The sequence below is a fragment of the Marinobacter denitrificans genome, assembly GCF_008795955.1.
GTDB lineage: Bacteria > Pseudomonadota > Gammaproteobacteria > Pseudomonadales > Oleiphilaceae > Marinobacter > Marinobacter denitrificans.
This window is the reverse complement of record NZ_VMHN01000003.1, coordinates 61930-76285: the sequence shown is the minus strand read 5'-3', so window position 1 is coordinate 76285 and position 14356 is coordinate 61930. Positions and strand designations below refer to the sequence as shown.

The 14356-nt window shown below is 58.3% G+C and carries 16 protein-coding genes; 14 read left to right on the top strand and 2 right to left on the bottom strand.

Translation table 11 applies throughout. From position 1 onward, the window contains the following. Positions 1-80 precede the first annotated feature (80 nt). Complete coding sequence (locus tag FO268_RS12465; RefSeq protein ID WP_150993854.1) at positions 81-1196, bottom strand: AI-2E family transporter; 1116 nt, start codon at positions 1194-1196, stop codon at positions 81-83. Positions 1197-1320: 124 nt separating this feature from the next. Between FO268_RS12465 and FO268_RS12460 the strand changes: the two genes are divergently transcribed. The 3 genes from FO268_RS12460 to FO268_RS12450 all read left to right on the top strand — a co-directional run bounded on the left by FO268_RS12460 (position 1321) and on the right by FO268_RS12450 (position 3056). Continuing rightward, entirely contained in the window at positions 1321-1665 is a 345-nt protein-coding gene (locus FO268_RS12460) for a hypothetical protein (protein ID WP_150993499.1), read from the top strand. A gap of 121 nt (positions 1666-1786) precedes the next feature. Further along, positions 1787-2035: a hypothetical protein gene (locus FO268_RS12455; RefSeq protein WP_150993497.1), complete on the top strand. Its 249-nt coding sequence runs from the start codon at positions 1787-1789 to the stop codon at positions 2033-2035. 121 nt (positions 2036-2156) lie between these two features. Next, positions 2157-3056 (top strand): haloalkane dehalogenase, encoded by a 900-nt coding sequence (locus FO268_RS12450; protein WP_150993495.1) that lies wholly within the window; start codon positions 2157-2159, stop codon positions 3054-3056. 38 nt (positions 3057-3094) lie between these two features. Here the strand turns inward: FO268_RS12450 and FO268_RS12445 are convergent, their stop codons facing one another. After that, on the bottom strand, positions 3095-3688 hold the full coding sequence (locus FO268_RS12445) for a transferase hexapeptide repeat family protein (protein WP_150993493.1): 594 nt from the start codon (positions 3686-3688) through the stop codon (positions 3095-3097). A 371-nt stretch (positions 3689-4059) separates the two neighbouring features. Here FO268_RS12445 and paaF point away from each other — a divergent pair, with 371 nt between their 5' ends. The 11 genes from paaF (at position 4060) to paaE (ending at position 14287) form a co-directional block, all read left to right on the top strand. Then, complete coding sequence (gene paaF, locus FO268_RS12440) at positions 4060-4833, top strand: 2,3-dehydroadipyl-CoA hydratase PaaF (protein ID WP_150993491.1); 774 nt, start codon at positions 4060-4062, stop codon at positions 4831-4833. Between the two features lie 44 nt (positions 4834-4877). After that, positions 4878-5669 (top strand): 2-(1,2-epoxy-1,2-dihydrophenyl)acetyl-CoA isomerase PaaG, encoded by a 792-nt coding sequence (gene paaG, locus FO268_RS12435; protein ID WP_150993489.1) that lies wholly within the window; start codon positions 4878-4880, stop codon positions 5667-5669. Positions 5670-5672: 3 nt separating this feature from the next. After that, on the top strand, positions 5673-7193 hold the full coding sequence (gene paaH / locus FO268_RS12430; RefSeq protein WP_150993487.1) for a 3-hydroxyacyl-CoA dehydrogenase PaaH: 1521 nt from the start codon (positions 5673-5675) through the stop codon (positions 7191-7193). Then, on the top strand, positions 7190-7636 hold the full coding sequence (gene paaI / locus FO268_RS12425) for a hydroxyphenylacetyl-CoA thioesterase PaaI (protein WP_150993485.1): 447 nt from the start codon (positions 7190-7192) through the stop codon (positions 7634-7636). The genes paaH and paaI overlap by 4 nt, the downstream gene beginning before the upstream one ends. A gap of 14 nt (positions 7637-7650) precedes the next feature. After that, positions 7651-8880: a 3-oxoadipyl-CoA thiolase gene (pcaF, locus tag FO268_RS12420; RefSeq protein WP_150993853.1), complete on the top strand. Its 1230-nt coding sequence runs from the start codon at positions 7651-7653 to the stop codon at positions 8878-8880. 65 nt (positions 8881-8945) lie between these two features. Then, positions 8946-10256 carry a phenylacetate--CoA ligase PaaK gene (gene paaK / locus FO268_RS12415; protein WP_150993483.1) on the top strand — a complete coding sequence of 437 codons (1311 nt, stop codon included), beginning with the start codon at positions 8946-8948 and terminating at the stop codon, positions 10254-10256. A 316-nt stretch (positions 10257-10572) separates the two neighbouring features. Further along, positions 10573-11565, top strand: coding sequence for a 1,2-phenylacetyl-CoA epoxidase subunit PaaA (gene paaA / locus FO268_RS12410; RefSeq protein WP_150993481.1), 993 nt, complete (start codon positions 10573-10575; stop codon positions 11563-11565). A 17-nt stretch (positions 11566-11582) separates the two neighbouring features. Then, the gene (paaB, locus tag FO268_RS12405; protein ID WP_027831090.1) at positions 11583-11864 is read left to right on the top strand and encodes a 1,2-phenylacetyl-CoA epoxidase subunit PaaB; all 282 of its coding nucleotides are present in this window, start codon (positions 11583-11585) and stop codon (positions 11862-11864) included. Between the two features lie 12 nt (positions 11865-11876). Beyond that, complete coding sequence (gene paaC, locus FO268_RS12400) at positions 11877-12641, top strand: 1,2-phenylacetyl-CoA epoxidase subunit PaaC (RefSeq protein WP_150993479.1); 765 nt, start codon at positions 11877-11879, stop codon at positions 12639-12641. Further along, a complete protein-coding gene (gene paaD / locus FO268_RS12395; protein WP_150993477.1) occupies positions 12625-13194 on the top strand; it encodes a 1,2-phenylacetyl-CoA epoxidase subunit PaaD in 570 nt (189 codons plus the stop codon). Before paaC ends, paaD begins: the two co-directional genes overlap by 17 nt. 13 nt (positions 13195-13207) lie before the next feature. Then, positions 13208-14287, top strand: a complete 1080-nt coding sequence (gene paaE / locus FO268_RS12390) for a 1,2-phenylacetyl-CoA epoxidase subunit PaaE (RefSeq protein WP_150993476.1) — start codon at positions 13208-13210, stop codon at positions 14285-14287. The last annotated feature ends 69 nt before the right edge of the window (positions 14288-14356 follow it).

Below are 14356 nucleotides of genomic sequence, written 5' to 3'. Positions count from 1 at the left end.
GATCTACTCCGGTTACCTGTTGTTTTTTATTGTGTTGCCAGTCCCTACAGGATGGACACTATTACAAGAGGTTAACATAGTTAGTCTGGCCGGGGCTTTTCCGATTGTTGCGTTTCTGTAGTCGAGCCGGTCATGTTGTGCACCGCCGTTCCCGGCATCTCCCCGAATTCGCGAATAAAGATTCCCCAGAAGGCCATGAACAGGGCCGCCACTAACGGCCCCATCACGAAGCCGTTGACGCCGAACATCACGATCCCGCCCAGTGTGGACAACAGCACAATGTAATCCGGCAGTTTGGTGTCCCGGCCGACAAGAATCGGACGCAAAAGGTTATCGGAAAGCCCTATGACAATTGACCCGAAAGCGGTCAGGATCACCGCCGGAACAATCTCGCCGGTCGCTGCCAGATACAGGGCTGCCGGCACCCATACCAGCGCTGCGCCCACTGCCGGAATGAGTGAGACAATCGCCATTACCACCCCCCATAGCAGCGCCCCCTGGATATCCAGCAGCCAGAAAATCAGACCGCCAAGTGCACCCTGGATGATCGCTATCAACAGGTTGCCCTTGACCGTTGCCCGGGTAACCTCGGCAAACTTGGCAAACAACAGGCGCTCCCGCTCATCACCCAGGGGCAATGCCTGAATCAGCAGATCAACCAGTTTGCTGCCATCCCTGATCAGAAAGAACGCCAGGTACACCATTAATGAGAGCCCCAGAAAGAACTGGAAGGTGTTCTGGCCGACCCCCAAGGCCTGTTTCGCCAGAAACTGGCTACCGCCGACAAAGGCGCTGACCACGCGGTCCCTTACCTCGGCAAAATCCATTCCGAACTGGGCAAAGAAGGACTCGATAGCAGGAAAGGACTGGTTCACCCGGTCGATGTATTCCCCGGGGCGAAGCTCACCTTCCTGAATCTTCTGGTAAATTGAAAGCCCCTCTGCCACCAGGGATGTCACCAGCGCCAGCACCGGAATTACCACAATAACCATGCAGATCAGAAGCGTCAGTAACGCGATCACATTTGGACGGTTACCCAGCCGCCGCGCCAGACGCTCCCGAATCGGGTGAAATATCAAAGCAATGGCCACGGCCCAGAAGATCGGACCAAAAAACGGCTTCATCAAAAGCACGAAAGCAAGGGAGACGCCCACAAGCATGGCCAGAAAAGTCCGTGTTTCCAGTTTTCCGTACATCATAAAGAGTGATCCTGAATCTGATTGCCAACCGGGACACCAGACTACCACGGCCCCGTGGCCAGTCTAGCGGCTTTCAGGGTATAGTTGACGGTTATTGGTCATTCGTTAAACGGGTAAGACATTGGGTAACGAAGAGTTTGATGTCGAAACAGCGCTGGACGCAGCTGCTGCCCTTCACCGGGTGCTGGCTGCCAGAACCCATCGCCGCAAGGTGATGGGGCAAGAGGTGCTTGTGCCCGGGCAACTGGGAGAAGCCTTGCACCTTCCCCGTATCATCCGGCAACTTCAGGGCAAGCAACTGCGCCAGCGGGAGCGGGGCCTTGAGGAATTCCACGAACTGTGGCCAACACTGTCTCCCGCCACCCGCGAGAAGGTGCTCGACCGCATAGGCTGGTACGATCCGAAGTCACTCAACTGGGACGACAAGCGCTCCAACCGACGGCCCATTGCTGACTCGGATCACTGATGGCCGGCCCGGGACAGGTGAGCCCGGGCCACTGGTTCTTCGTACTTGCAGGTTAACCTGAAGGCGACTGACATTGAATTGTCACAGCTCGCCCCTAGTTTGGAAGTATTGGAGGTTTTTTATGACACAGACAGAACATTTCCAGGCCATTGCCTCGCAACGCAGTGCGGTGCCAACCCTCTTGTGCGGACACTGTCACTCGACCCTTTCCCGCGGTCGCATCTTCCGTAATGGAGAGCAGCACCCCTATGGCATCAGCTGCGACACGATAGCCCTTTGCCCGGCAGATGACTGCGGTGCCCTGAATTGCTGTGACGCAGCGCTGGCGCGGCTTGAGAACGGGGACGATCTGATCAGCAAAGCGTCCTGATTCAAACAGCCAACGCACTGTTACGTAAACCAAACACACAAAATTCCGATCTGCTTTATCCTGATTCGTGAAGGCTGCGACAACCCAGCCACGCAACCACTCAGTCAGGACAGTCGATGGCATGCGTATTCTGAGAACCGATGAAGCCCGCTTCGCAGGCCTTCCGGATTATCCTTTTACACCTCATTATCTGGACGTCGAGCCAGGCCTGAGAATGCACTATGTAGACGAGGGCCCGAACGATTCGGCACCAGTCGTGATGCTGCACGGGGAACCATCGTGGTCATACCTATACCGGCACATGATCCCGCTGGTAGCCGGTGCCGGCCACCGGGTGCTGGCGCCCGACCTCGTGGGTTTCGGAAAATCCGACAAACCCTCCGATGTGAGTGACTACAGTTATGATCGTCACATAGAGTGGCTTTCCCAGTGGCTGAATGCACTTGATCTGAAAAATATCACCCTGGTTTGCCAGAACTGGGGCTCCTTGCTCGGTCTGCGACTGGCGGCCGAGCACCCTCAGCTGTTCCGCCGGATTATTGTTGGTAATGGCATGTTGCCGACGGGGGATGCGCCGGTACCCGCGGTGTTTTCACTCTGGAAGGCGTTTGCCACCCACAGCCCCTGGTTTCCGGTGGGCCGGATAGTTCAGTTGGGAACAGAAAGAACCATGACCAAGGGCGAAATTGCGGCCTACGAGGCCCCGTTCCCCAGCGCCGAATTCAAGGCAGGCGCACGGGCCTTTCCCAAACTGGTGCCGGTGTCTGCGGACGACCCCTCCAGTGAGGCCAACAAGGCCGCCTGGCGGGTTCTGGAAAAATGGAAAAAACCGTTCATCACCTGCTTCAGCAGCGGCGACCCCATAACCCGCGGCGGCGACCGCCATATGCAGCGGCGCATACCGGGGGCCCATGGGCAGCCCCATATTACGTTGCGGGGTGGGCACTTCCTTCAGGAAGACTCTCCCGAAGACTTTGCCCGTATCATAATTGATGCCCTTAAATCGGAGCTGGCGGCCTGAAGCCCTGACTGGCCAGGGGCAAGACCGACTGGCCCGTTTCAGCTCTCATGCTTGAGCTGGTGACTGCCAGCAACAACTCTCGACCGATCAGGATCCGCCTCTTCCAGTGGCTGACACTCCTCCAGGCTCTCGAAGCAGCGCAGTGTCAGCCTCTGGTACTCTTCAGTCCCCTTCGCTTTCCAGGCCACCTCGTCCTCACTCAACAACCGCAAGACCTTGGCCGGTGTGCCGACAATCAGGGATGCGGGCTCACACTGAAATCCGGCTTTAACCAGGGCCCCGGCGCCAACAATTGAGCGGGGCGCTATAAGGGCTTCGTCCATGATCACAGCATTCATTCCAACCATTGCGCCCTCACCAACGGTACAGCCGTGAAGAATGGCACCATGACCCACGTGCCCGTCTTTCTCCACCACCACGTCCTTGCCCGGAAACGCATGGGCAACGCAGGTATCCTGAATGTTTGCCCCCTCCTTCAACACGATGCGCCCAAAGTCGCCACGCAGAGAGGCCGCCGGGCCAACGTAGCAGCCAGGTCCAATCCACACATCCCCGATCAGAATCGCAGCTGGGTGAACGTACGCGGTCGGATGTACAACAGGCTGAATGCCTTCAATACTGTAACTAGGCATGCTTCTCTCCCTCACAGACAAGCCCGGAATTTGACGACACATTCTGATTCATTTTCCGCATCACTTTACCGCTTATCAGGGATGTTTTTACAGAAAAAAGGGAAATAAAACGCCACCAAAGTACAAAAAAGGCACCTATGGGCTGGATAAAAATCAAGAAAACCTCTAACTATCAGACACTAAAGAGATTTCGGCCATAAAAATCAAACGTGATACAAAATGTCGAATTCTCAAACCTTGACGAGTATCAATTTACAGATATACTGATTCGAAAATCAGCCTGTTCATACGGAGATATCGCCTCAGGGCAATTCCGGTTCCACACGGCTGAGACATTCTCCAGATAAAAACAAAGCCACATCGGATCGCTTATGCCCAACAACCTGCTCATCGAGGGGCCAGAACAAGGGGTTCAGGTCTTTACACTGAACCGCCCCGAGGCTTTGAATGCCCTGAATACCGAGCTGCTGGCCAATCTGTCCCGAGCGCTGGATGACGCAGAAGCCAACCCGGAAGTCCGCGCTGTGGTCATTACCGGAAGCCAGAAGGCATTCGCAGCCGGAGCCGATATCAACGAGATGGCTGCCCGTGACCTCGTTGGCATCCTTGAAGACCCCCGCATCGCTCACTGGGAGCGAATAGCCCGCTTCACCAAGCCTCTCATTGCAGCAGTCAACGGCTTTGCGCTTGGGGGCGGCTGCGAATTGGCCATGCATGCCGATATTCTGATTGCCGGTGAAAATGCCCGATTTGGCCAGCCGGAAATCAATCTCGGCATCATGCCCGGCGCGGGCGGCACCCAGAGACTGGTGCGAAAAGTTGGCGAATCTCTCGCCATGCGCATGGTACTGACAGGCGAGCCGATAGATGCCAAACGCGCCCTTGAAGCAGGCCTCGTCAGTGAGACCTGCCAGCCCGAGCTGACCGTTGAAAAAGCCATCGGTATTGCCCGCACCATTGCCCGGAAAGCCCCTATTGCTGTTCGCCTCACCAAGGAGTCGGTTCGCAAGGCCAGTGACATGAGCCTTGCCGACGGCCTGCGCTTTGAACGCCACGCTTTCACTGTGCTGGCCGGCACGGCAGACCGACAGGAAGGCCTTGATGCATTTCTGGAAAAGCGAAAACCCCGATTCACGGGCCGATAATCCCCCCATAAAGCCATCCATCATTTCATTTACAGGATAACGCCATGACTCAACCGAGCATTCTTCTCGAAATCGATCAGGGTGTGGCTCTGCTTACCCTTAACCGTCCGGACAGCCTGAACAGTTTCAATGTCGAGATGCACGAACGGATGCGGGACGCCATCAGCACCGTGCGCAAGGATGAGTCTGTCCGTGTACTGGTCATTACCGGCTCTGGCCGGGGCTTTTGTGCCGGGCAGGACCTCTCTGACCGCAGCGTGTCTCCGGACCAGGAAGTACCCGACCTGGGCGCTTCCCTGGAGAACTATTACAACCCGATGCTGCGCAGCCTGCGTGATTTACCCATGCCAGTCCTCTGTGCCGTTAACGGTGTCGCTGCCGGCGCCGGCGCCAACATTGCGCTTGCCTGCGATATTACGCTGGCAGCCCGTTCAGCCAGTTTTGTTCAGGCATTCTGCAAGCTGGGGTTGGTTCCTGACTCAGGCGGCACCTGGATTCTGCCCCGCGTGGCCGGCATGGCCCGGGCCAAAGGTATGGCACTGCTGGGAGAAAAGATCGGTGCTGAGCAGGCCGAGAATTGGGGCATGATCTGGCGGTGCGTGGACAACGACCAGCTCATGGAAGAAACCATGAAAATGGCCCGGCACTTCGCTACCCAACCTACCAAAGGTCTGGCCCTGATCAAGCGTGCGCTCCATGCCAGCGCCAGCAACACCTTCGAAGAGCAGATCAACCTGGAAAGGGATCTCCAGCGCATGGCCGGGCAGACAGACGACTACCGGGAAGGCGTCGGCGCCTTCATGGAAAAACGCACACCGAACTTCAAGGGGAAATAAGCCATGCCGGCACTGGACAGCCAAATCAGAGTCGCCGTCGTCGGCGCTGGCGCCATGGGTTCCGGCATTGCCCAGGTCGCAGCCCAGGCAGGCCACCAGGTTTATCTCCACGACCAGAGAGAAGGTGCCGCAAAGGCAGGCCGGGACAGTATCGCCAGACAGCTCCAGCGTCGTGTCGACAAAGGCAAGATGCAGCAACAGGATCTTGACACCGTTATCGGCCGGATTCAGCCGGTTGCGAACCTCGACGAAGTTGCGGATGCGGGACTGGTAATTGAGGCGATTATCGAAGACCTGCAGGTCAAGCGACAGCTGCTGGCAAACCTGGAAGAGCTGTGTGCCGGGGATGCAATCCTCGCCACCAATACATCTTCCATTTCCGTCACTGCCCTCGGCGCCGAAATGCAGAAGCCCGAGCGTCTCGTGGGCATGCACTTTTTCAATCCGGCGCCTTTGATGGCACTGGTAGAAGTGGTGATGGGTCTGGCCACCAGCAAAGCCGTTGCCGACACCATTCACGCCACGGCCACCGCCTGGGGCAAGAAGCCGGTATACGCAACCTCAACCCCGGGCTTCATCGTCAACCGTGTGGCGCGCCCGTTTTACGCCGAAAGCCTGCGCCTGCTTCAGGAACAGACTACCGATGCCGCCACGCTGGATGCCATCATCCGCGAAGCGGGCCAGTTCCGCATGGGCGCCTTTGAATTGACCGACCTGATCGGCCACGACGTCAACTACGCGGTGACCAACTCGGTATTCAACTCCTATTACCAGGACCCGCGCTTCCTACCCTCACTGATCCAGAAGGAACTGGTGGAAGCCGGCCGGCTGGGCCGCAAAAACGGCCGGGGGTTCTACGCCTATGGCGAAGACGCAGAAAAGCCCGAGCCACAGACGGAACCGGAGCACCAGTCTGACGAAACCGTGCTTATCGTTGAAGGCAATCCCGGCGTGGCAGCGCCGCTCGTCCAGCGCCTGAGAGCGGCGGGCGTGACAATCATTGAGCGCGACGGCCCCGGCCAGCTTCGCTTCGGCACTGCCATACTTGCGCTGACTGATGGGCGCATGGCCACCGAGCGGGCAGCCACTGACGGCGTTTCCAACCTGGTGCTTTTTGACCTTGCCTTCGACTACAGCAAGGCATCCCGGCTGGCGTTAGCGCCGGCAGACCAGACCCCCGACACAGCGGTTTCCTGCGCCTGTGCTTTACTGCAAAGAGCAGGCATTGCCGTGAGCCTGGTGGCTGACCGTCCCGGACTGGTAATTATGCGCACGGTAGCCACCCTGGCGAACGAAGCCGCCGATGCTGCCCTTCACGGCGTAGCCACAGTTGCGGATATCGATCTGGCCATGAAGGCGGGCCTGAACTATCCCGACGGCCCGCTGAACTGGAGCGACCGCCTCGGTGCCGGTCACGTGTTCAACGTACTTACCAACATCCAGAACAGCTATGCAGAAGATCGCTATCGCCCTGCCCTGCTGCTCCGGAAGAACGCATTTGCACAGAAGGGGTTTTATTCATGAGCGAGATGGATCCACAGACACTCGCCGAGGAATGCGCCAAGGCCATGTTCGCGCGAGACCGTGCCAGCCAGAACCTGGGCATGAGCATTGAATCTGTCGCCCCCGGCAAAGCGGTACTCACCATGACCGTCACCGGCGACATGATCCAGGGCCACGGCTCCTGCCATGGCGGCTACCTGTTCACCCTGGCCGATTCCGCATTTGCCTTTGCCTGTAACAGTTACGACCGGGCCACCGTCGCCTCCGGCTGCAGCATTGACTATATGTACGGCGCCAAAGAGGGCGACCGGCTGACCGCCACCGCCGAAGAACAGGCCCGTGGCGGGCGCACCGGTATCTACGACATCACATTAATCAACCAGGACGGCCGTAGGGTCGCCCTGTTCCGGGGCCGCTCCTACGAGGTTCGTGGCACCGTACGCAACGCGGAGGAAACTGCATGAGCACCGACAATTCCCTGAAAGACGCCTACATCGTCGATGCCATCCGCACCCCCATTGGTCGTTATGGCGGTGCTCTGGCCGCGGTGCGTGCAGATGACCTGGGCGCCATCCCCATCAAGGCGCTGACCGAACGTCACCCGGATCTGGACTGGTCAAAAATCGATGACGTTCTCTATGGCTGCGCCAACCAGGCCGGCGAAGACAACCGTGACGTTGCCCGCATGTCTCTGCTGCTGGCAGGCCTGCCGGTAGACGTGCCGGGCAGCACCATCAACCGTTTGTGCGGCTCCGGTATGGATGCCATCGGCAGCGCTGCCCGGGCCATCCGCACCGGTGAAACCCAACTGATGATTGCCGGCGGCGTCGAGTCCATGTCACGGGCTCCGTTCGTGATGGGCAAGGCCGACTCCGCGTTCAGCCGCAAGGCGGAGATCTTTGACACCACGATCGGCTGGCGCTTTGTAAACCCGGTGCTGAAAAAACAGTACGGTATCGACTCCATGCCGGAAACGGCGGAGAACGTCGCCGCCGATTTCGGTATTTCCAGGGAAGATCAGGATGCCTTCGCCCTGCGCAGCCAGCAGCGTACGGCAGCAGCCCAGAAAGAAGGCCGACTTGCCGCTGAAATTACGCCGGTAACCATCCCTCGCCGCAAACAGGACCCACTGGTGGTGGATACCGACGAGCATCCCCGGGAAACCAGCCTTGAAAAGCTCGCCTCGTTGCCTACGCCCTTCCGTGAAAACGGCACCGTGACCGCGGGCAACGCGTCCGGCGTCAACGATGGCGCCTGCGCCGTTCTTCTGGCCGGGGCCGATGCGCTCAAGCAATACAACCTCAAACCCCGCGCCCGGATCGTTGCCATGGCAACCGCCGGTGTTGAGCCACGGATCATGGGCTTCGGTCCCGCACCGGCAACCCGCAAGGTGCTGGCAACCGCGGGCCTGGAACTGGCCGATATGGACGTAATTGAGCTGAACGAAGCCTTCGCTGCCCAGGCCCTCGCCGTGACACGCGACCTCGGACTTGCCGATGACGCCGAGCACGTAAACCCGAACGGTGGCGCCATTGCCCTGGGCCACCCCCTCGGAATGAGCGGTGCCCGGCTCGTGACCACCGCCCTGAATGAACTTGAGCGCCGCCACGCGGCGGGCGAGAAAGCCCGTTACGCGCTCTGCACCATGTGCATCGGCGTTGGCCAGGGGATCGCGCTGATTATTGAGCGGACGGATGTGGTGGGCTAAAGCCACCGACCGGGACAGAACAGAACAAAGACCATTATTCGACAAGAACAACGCAGGACAGAATCATGAGCTTACCACTACAAAAACTTGGCAAACTTGACCGCATGGAGACAGCCAGCATTGACGAGCTGCGCCACGAACAACTGCAGCGCCTGCGCTGGAGCGTCGTCCATGCCTACACCAACGTGCCATTCTACCGGAAGGCCTTTGACGATCTCGGCCTCAAGCCGATGGATATCAATTCCCTGGATGATCTCGCCAAGGTGCCGTTTACCACCAAGGCGAATCTGCGCGACAACTACCCGTTCGGCATGTTCGCCACTCCCATGTCCGACGTCGTGCGGGTGCACGCGTCCAGTGGTACAACGGGCAAGCCTACCGTCGTCGGCTATACCCAGAGCGATATCAACACCTGGGCCGACATTGTGGCACGGTCTATCCGGGCAGGCGGCGGCTCCCGCGGCGACAAAGTCCATGTAGCCTACGGCTACGGCCTGTTCACCGGCGGCCTTGGCGCCCACTATGGCGCCGAACGCCTCGGATGCACGGTCATTCCGATGTCTGGCGGCCAGACCGAGAAACAGGTCCAACTGATCAAGGACTTCGAGCCCGACATCATCATGGTGACGCCTTCCTATATGCTGAACATCGCCGACGAGATGGACCGCCAGGGTATAGACCCCCACAAACTGCCCCTGCGGCTGGGTATTTTCGGGGCAGAACCCTGGACCAACGCCATGCGCACCGAGATTGAAGAACGCCTCGGTATCCAGGCCCTGGATATCTATGGCCTGTCCGAAGTCATGGGCCCTGGCGTTGGTATGGAGTGCGTCGAAACCAAGGATGGCCCGACCATCTGGGAAGACCATTTCTATCCGGAAATCATTAACCCGGAAACCGGCGAAGTTCTGCCCGACGGTGAATACGGTGAACTGGTATTTACGTCGCTGACCAAGGTGGCCCTGCCGATTTTGCGCTACCGCACCCGGGATCTCACTCGCCTGCTGCCAGGCACCGCACGCCCGATGCGCCGGATCGACAAGATTACCGGCCGCAGTGATGACATGCTGATCATCCGTGGCGTGAATGTGTTCCCGAGCCAGATCGAGGAACAGGTACTGAAATGCGAGGCTCTGGCGCCGCACTATGAGATCGAGGTTTACAAGGAAGGCAACCTGGACTGCGTGGACATCCGGACCGAGCTGAAACCTGGCGCAACGGACACCCCCGAAAGTCGTGCCGCGGCAGCCAAGGAACTGGCCCACCACATCAAGTCCTACATCGGCATCAGCACCCGCGTCGAAGTGGTGGAAACCAATCGTCTGGCCCGCTCCGAAGGCAAGGCCAAGCGCGTGTTTGACCGTCGCAAACAATAGCGCCGTATGATTCTCAGGGGGCGGCCCGTCGCCCTTGTGACGCCCCCTGACTGCTGCCCACCCCAAAGACGTCGATTTAATTTCACTTTCCGACCAATGATCTCGATAGCATTTGTTCACGTATCATGATTTTTATCATTTAAATCATATGGTTAAGCTTTAATAAGCGATACTTGAGATATAACATGACACACAAAGACTATTCTTGATATTTATTCAGTATCATATAGTATGGACCTATTCGCCCTCTGTTGTGAATTGAGGGTGCCAGTGTTCACGGAGCTACAGAACAACAAGCCCGATCCGGAGGTATTTTATGTACGCCCAGCTCGTTGAAACCGGCGCCAAGCGCCTGAAGACCCTGGAAGAGATGTCGCCTGAAGAGCGCGAGTTTCAGGAAAAGGTCGACGCCGAAACCAAGATCGAACCCAAGAACTGGATGCCTGAAGGCTACCGCAAGACGCTGGTTCGCCAGATCTCCCAGCACGCCCACTCCGAAGTAGTCGGTATGCTGCCGGAAGGCAACTGGGTGACCCGCGCACCCACACTCAAGCGCAAGCTTCAGCTGATGGCCAAGATTCAGGACGAAGCAGGCCACGGCCTGTACCTGTACAGCGCCATGGAAACCCTAGGTGCAGACCGCGATGAAGAAATCGAGAAGCTGCATCAGGGCAAAGCCAAGTACTCCAGCATCTTCAACTACCCGACCCTGAACTGGGCAGATATGGGTGCGGTTGGCTGGCTGGTGGATGGCGCTGCCATCGTCAACCAGGTTGTGCTGCAGCGTACCTCCTATGGCCCATACTCCCGGGCTATGGTCCGCATCTGTAAGGAAGAGAGTTTCCACCAGCGTCAGGGTTACCAGATCCTGCTGGACATGATGCGCGAAGGCACCGAGGAGCAGAAAGCGATGGTGCAGGACGCCATCAACCGCCTGTGGTGGCCGGCCCTGATGATGTTCGGCCCGCACGATGACGAGTCCCCGAACTCACAGCAGTCCATGGCCTGGAAGATCAAGCGCAAGAGCAACGACGAACTGCGCCAGATGTTCATTGATCAGACCATCCCACAGCTCGAATTCCTGGGATGCACCGCGCCGGATCCGGACCTGAAATGGAACGAAGAAACCGGCCATTACGATTTTGGTGAGATCAACTGGCAGGAATTCTACGACGTTCTCAAGGGCAACGGCCCCTGCAACCGCGAGCGCATCAACACTCGCAAGAAAGCCATTGACGAGGGCGCCTGGGTACGTGAAGCCGCCGTCGCCTACGCCAAAAAACAAAAACAGCGCGCACAAGCCGCCTGATACCGGAGGAATACAACATGTCTGAATGGCGCCTTTATGAAGTTTTCGTGCGGTCCAAGCACGGCCTTAACCACAAACATGTCGGCAGCGTGCACGCCTCTGACGCCGAGATGGCCATGGAAAACGCCCGTGACCTTTACACACGCCGTAACGAAGGTGTGAGTATTTGGGTCGTCCCCTCCGACACCATCACGGCCTCCGCGTCCGACGAGAAAGAAGTACTTTTCGACCCGTCGGAAGACAAGATTTACCGGCACGCTTCTTTTTACGAGCTGCCCGATGAAGTCGGACACATGTAAGGAGCGGATCCAATGACACAAGCAGAAGCATTAAAGGAATACCTGCTGCGCCTGGCAGACTCCGACATGATCCTGGGCCAACGGCTCTGCGAGTTGTGCGGCAAGGCACCGGCGCTTGAGGAAGAAATGGCGCTGATGAACGTTGCCCTGGACCTCGTCGGCCAGGCCCGCAACTGGTACGAGTATGCTGCGGAGCTGATTGATGACGGCCGTGATGCCGACAAGCTGGCGTTCCGCCGTGATGCCCATAATTACCGCAACCTGCTGCTCACCGAGCAGCCCAACGAGGATTATGCGGTCACCATGGGTCGGCAGTTTTTCTTCGACGTATGGCATTACTTCACCCTCAAGAGCCTGACCGGGTCCAGCGATGAGCGTATCGCCGCTATCGCCGCCAAGGCCCTGAAAGAAGCCACGTATCACCTGCGCCGGTCGTCCGAGTGGGTCAAGCGTCTGGGTGATGGCACTGAAGAGAGCCACCAACGCATGCAGGATGCGATTGATATCCTGTGGCGCTTCACTGGCGAACTGATCACTCCGGACGACACCGACCGTGTCCTGGCCGAAGCGGGCATTGGCCCGGACCCCGACCAGCTGGCCACAGACTGGCGCGGCATGGTCAACGAGGTGCTCACCCAGGCCACCCTGACACCGGGCGCCGAAGATGCCTGGATGTACATGGGCGGCAAGCACGGCGAGCACACCGAACACCTCGGTTTCATTCTGGCAGAAATGCAGTTCCTGCAGAGGGCCTATCCCGATGCCACAACATGGTGAGTCAGACCACAGGTCAGCCGTCGATATCCTGATTGCCAGTGACCGGGTGCCGGCAAACGCCCGCCCTGATCTGCTGACAGAGGACGACATCTGGGCACTGCTTGAAGAGGTCAAAGACCCTGAAGTGCCGGCGGTAAGTGTCGTGGAGCTCGGCATTGTCCGGGCCGTTCGTTGGGATGGAAAAGAACTGTCCATCGACGTAACCCCGACCTACTCCGGCTGTCCGGCTACCGAGTTGATTGAGGAACTGATTACTGAAGCCATGCGCGCCGCAGGCTTCCGGGATCCGAAGATCAACCAGGTACTGACCCCTGCCTGGACCACCGACTGGATCACAGCCGAAGGCAAAGAGAAGCTTCGGGCATTCGGAATCGCACCGCCCGAGGGCAGCTCCAGCAAGCTGAGCCTGCTCGGCGAACCGGACGTCATTGCCTGCCCCCACTGTGGCAGCAAGGAGACCGAGCGGGTCAGCGAATTCGGATCCACCGCCTGCAAAGCACTTTATCGTTGCAAGGAATGCCTCGAGCCCTTCGACTATTTCAAATGCATCTAGAGCCGATACGATCATGAACAAATTCTACTCACTGACCCTCAAAGAGGTCAGACCTGAAACAAGAAACGCCGTATCACTTGCTTTTGACCTGCCGGCAGATCTGGCGGACAAGTTCAGCTATAAGCAGGGCCAGCACCTGATCGTCAGAACGCAGATGGACGGCGAGGAAGTGCGCCGTTCCTATTCGATCTGCCGCAGTGTCAACGATCAGGAGCTGCGTATCGCAGTCAAACGAGTCGCCGGTGGGCGTTTCTCCACGTTTGCCAATGAGCAATTGAAGCCCGGCCAGACGCTGGAAGTCATGCCGCCCCAGGGCCATTTCTCCATTGACCTGGATCCCGAGCGGGAAGGTAATTACCTGGCGGTCGCCGCGGGCAGTGGCATCACCCCGATCCTGTCGATCGTCAAGACCACTCTGGAAACCGAACCCAGGAGCGAGGTAACGCTGTTCTATGGCAACAAGGCCACCAGCAGCACCATGTTCCGGGATGAGCTCCAGGACCTGAAGAACGAATACATGGCCCGCCTGAACCTGGTCTACATCTTCACCCGTGAAGAGCAGGACATCGACCTGTACAACGGGCGGATTGACCACGATAAGTGCGATGCCCTGTTTGATCACTGGATCAACGCCAAGGATCTTACCGCCGCCTTCATCTGCGGCCCCCAGCTGATGACCGAGGACGTACGGGACTCGCTGCTTCGCCATGGCATGGATAAAAGCAAGATCCATTACGAGCTGTTTACGCCGGTCGGTGGCGCGCCCCAGGCCCGTAAGGACAGAGCGCCCTCCAAGGTGGACCCCCAGTCCGTCAGCGAAGTGACCGTTATAGCGGATGGCCGCTCCCTGACCTTCCCACTGATTCGTGATACCAAAAGTATCCTCGAAGCCGGCAATGAGGAAGGCGCGGACCTGCCTTACTCCTGCAAAGCCGGCGTCTGTTCCACCTGCCGCGCCAAGGTAGTGGAAGGCGAAGTGGAGATGGACCAGAACTTTGCCCTGGAAGACTACGAAGTGGAAGCTGGCTATGTGCTTTCATGCCAGTGCTACCCGGTCAGTGACAAGGTGGTTCTGGACTACGACGAAATGTAGTTCCCGGCCAGCCAACAAGTAAGACACGAACAAGGCAAGCCCCGAAAATTCAGGGCTTGCCTTGGCGTT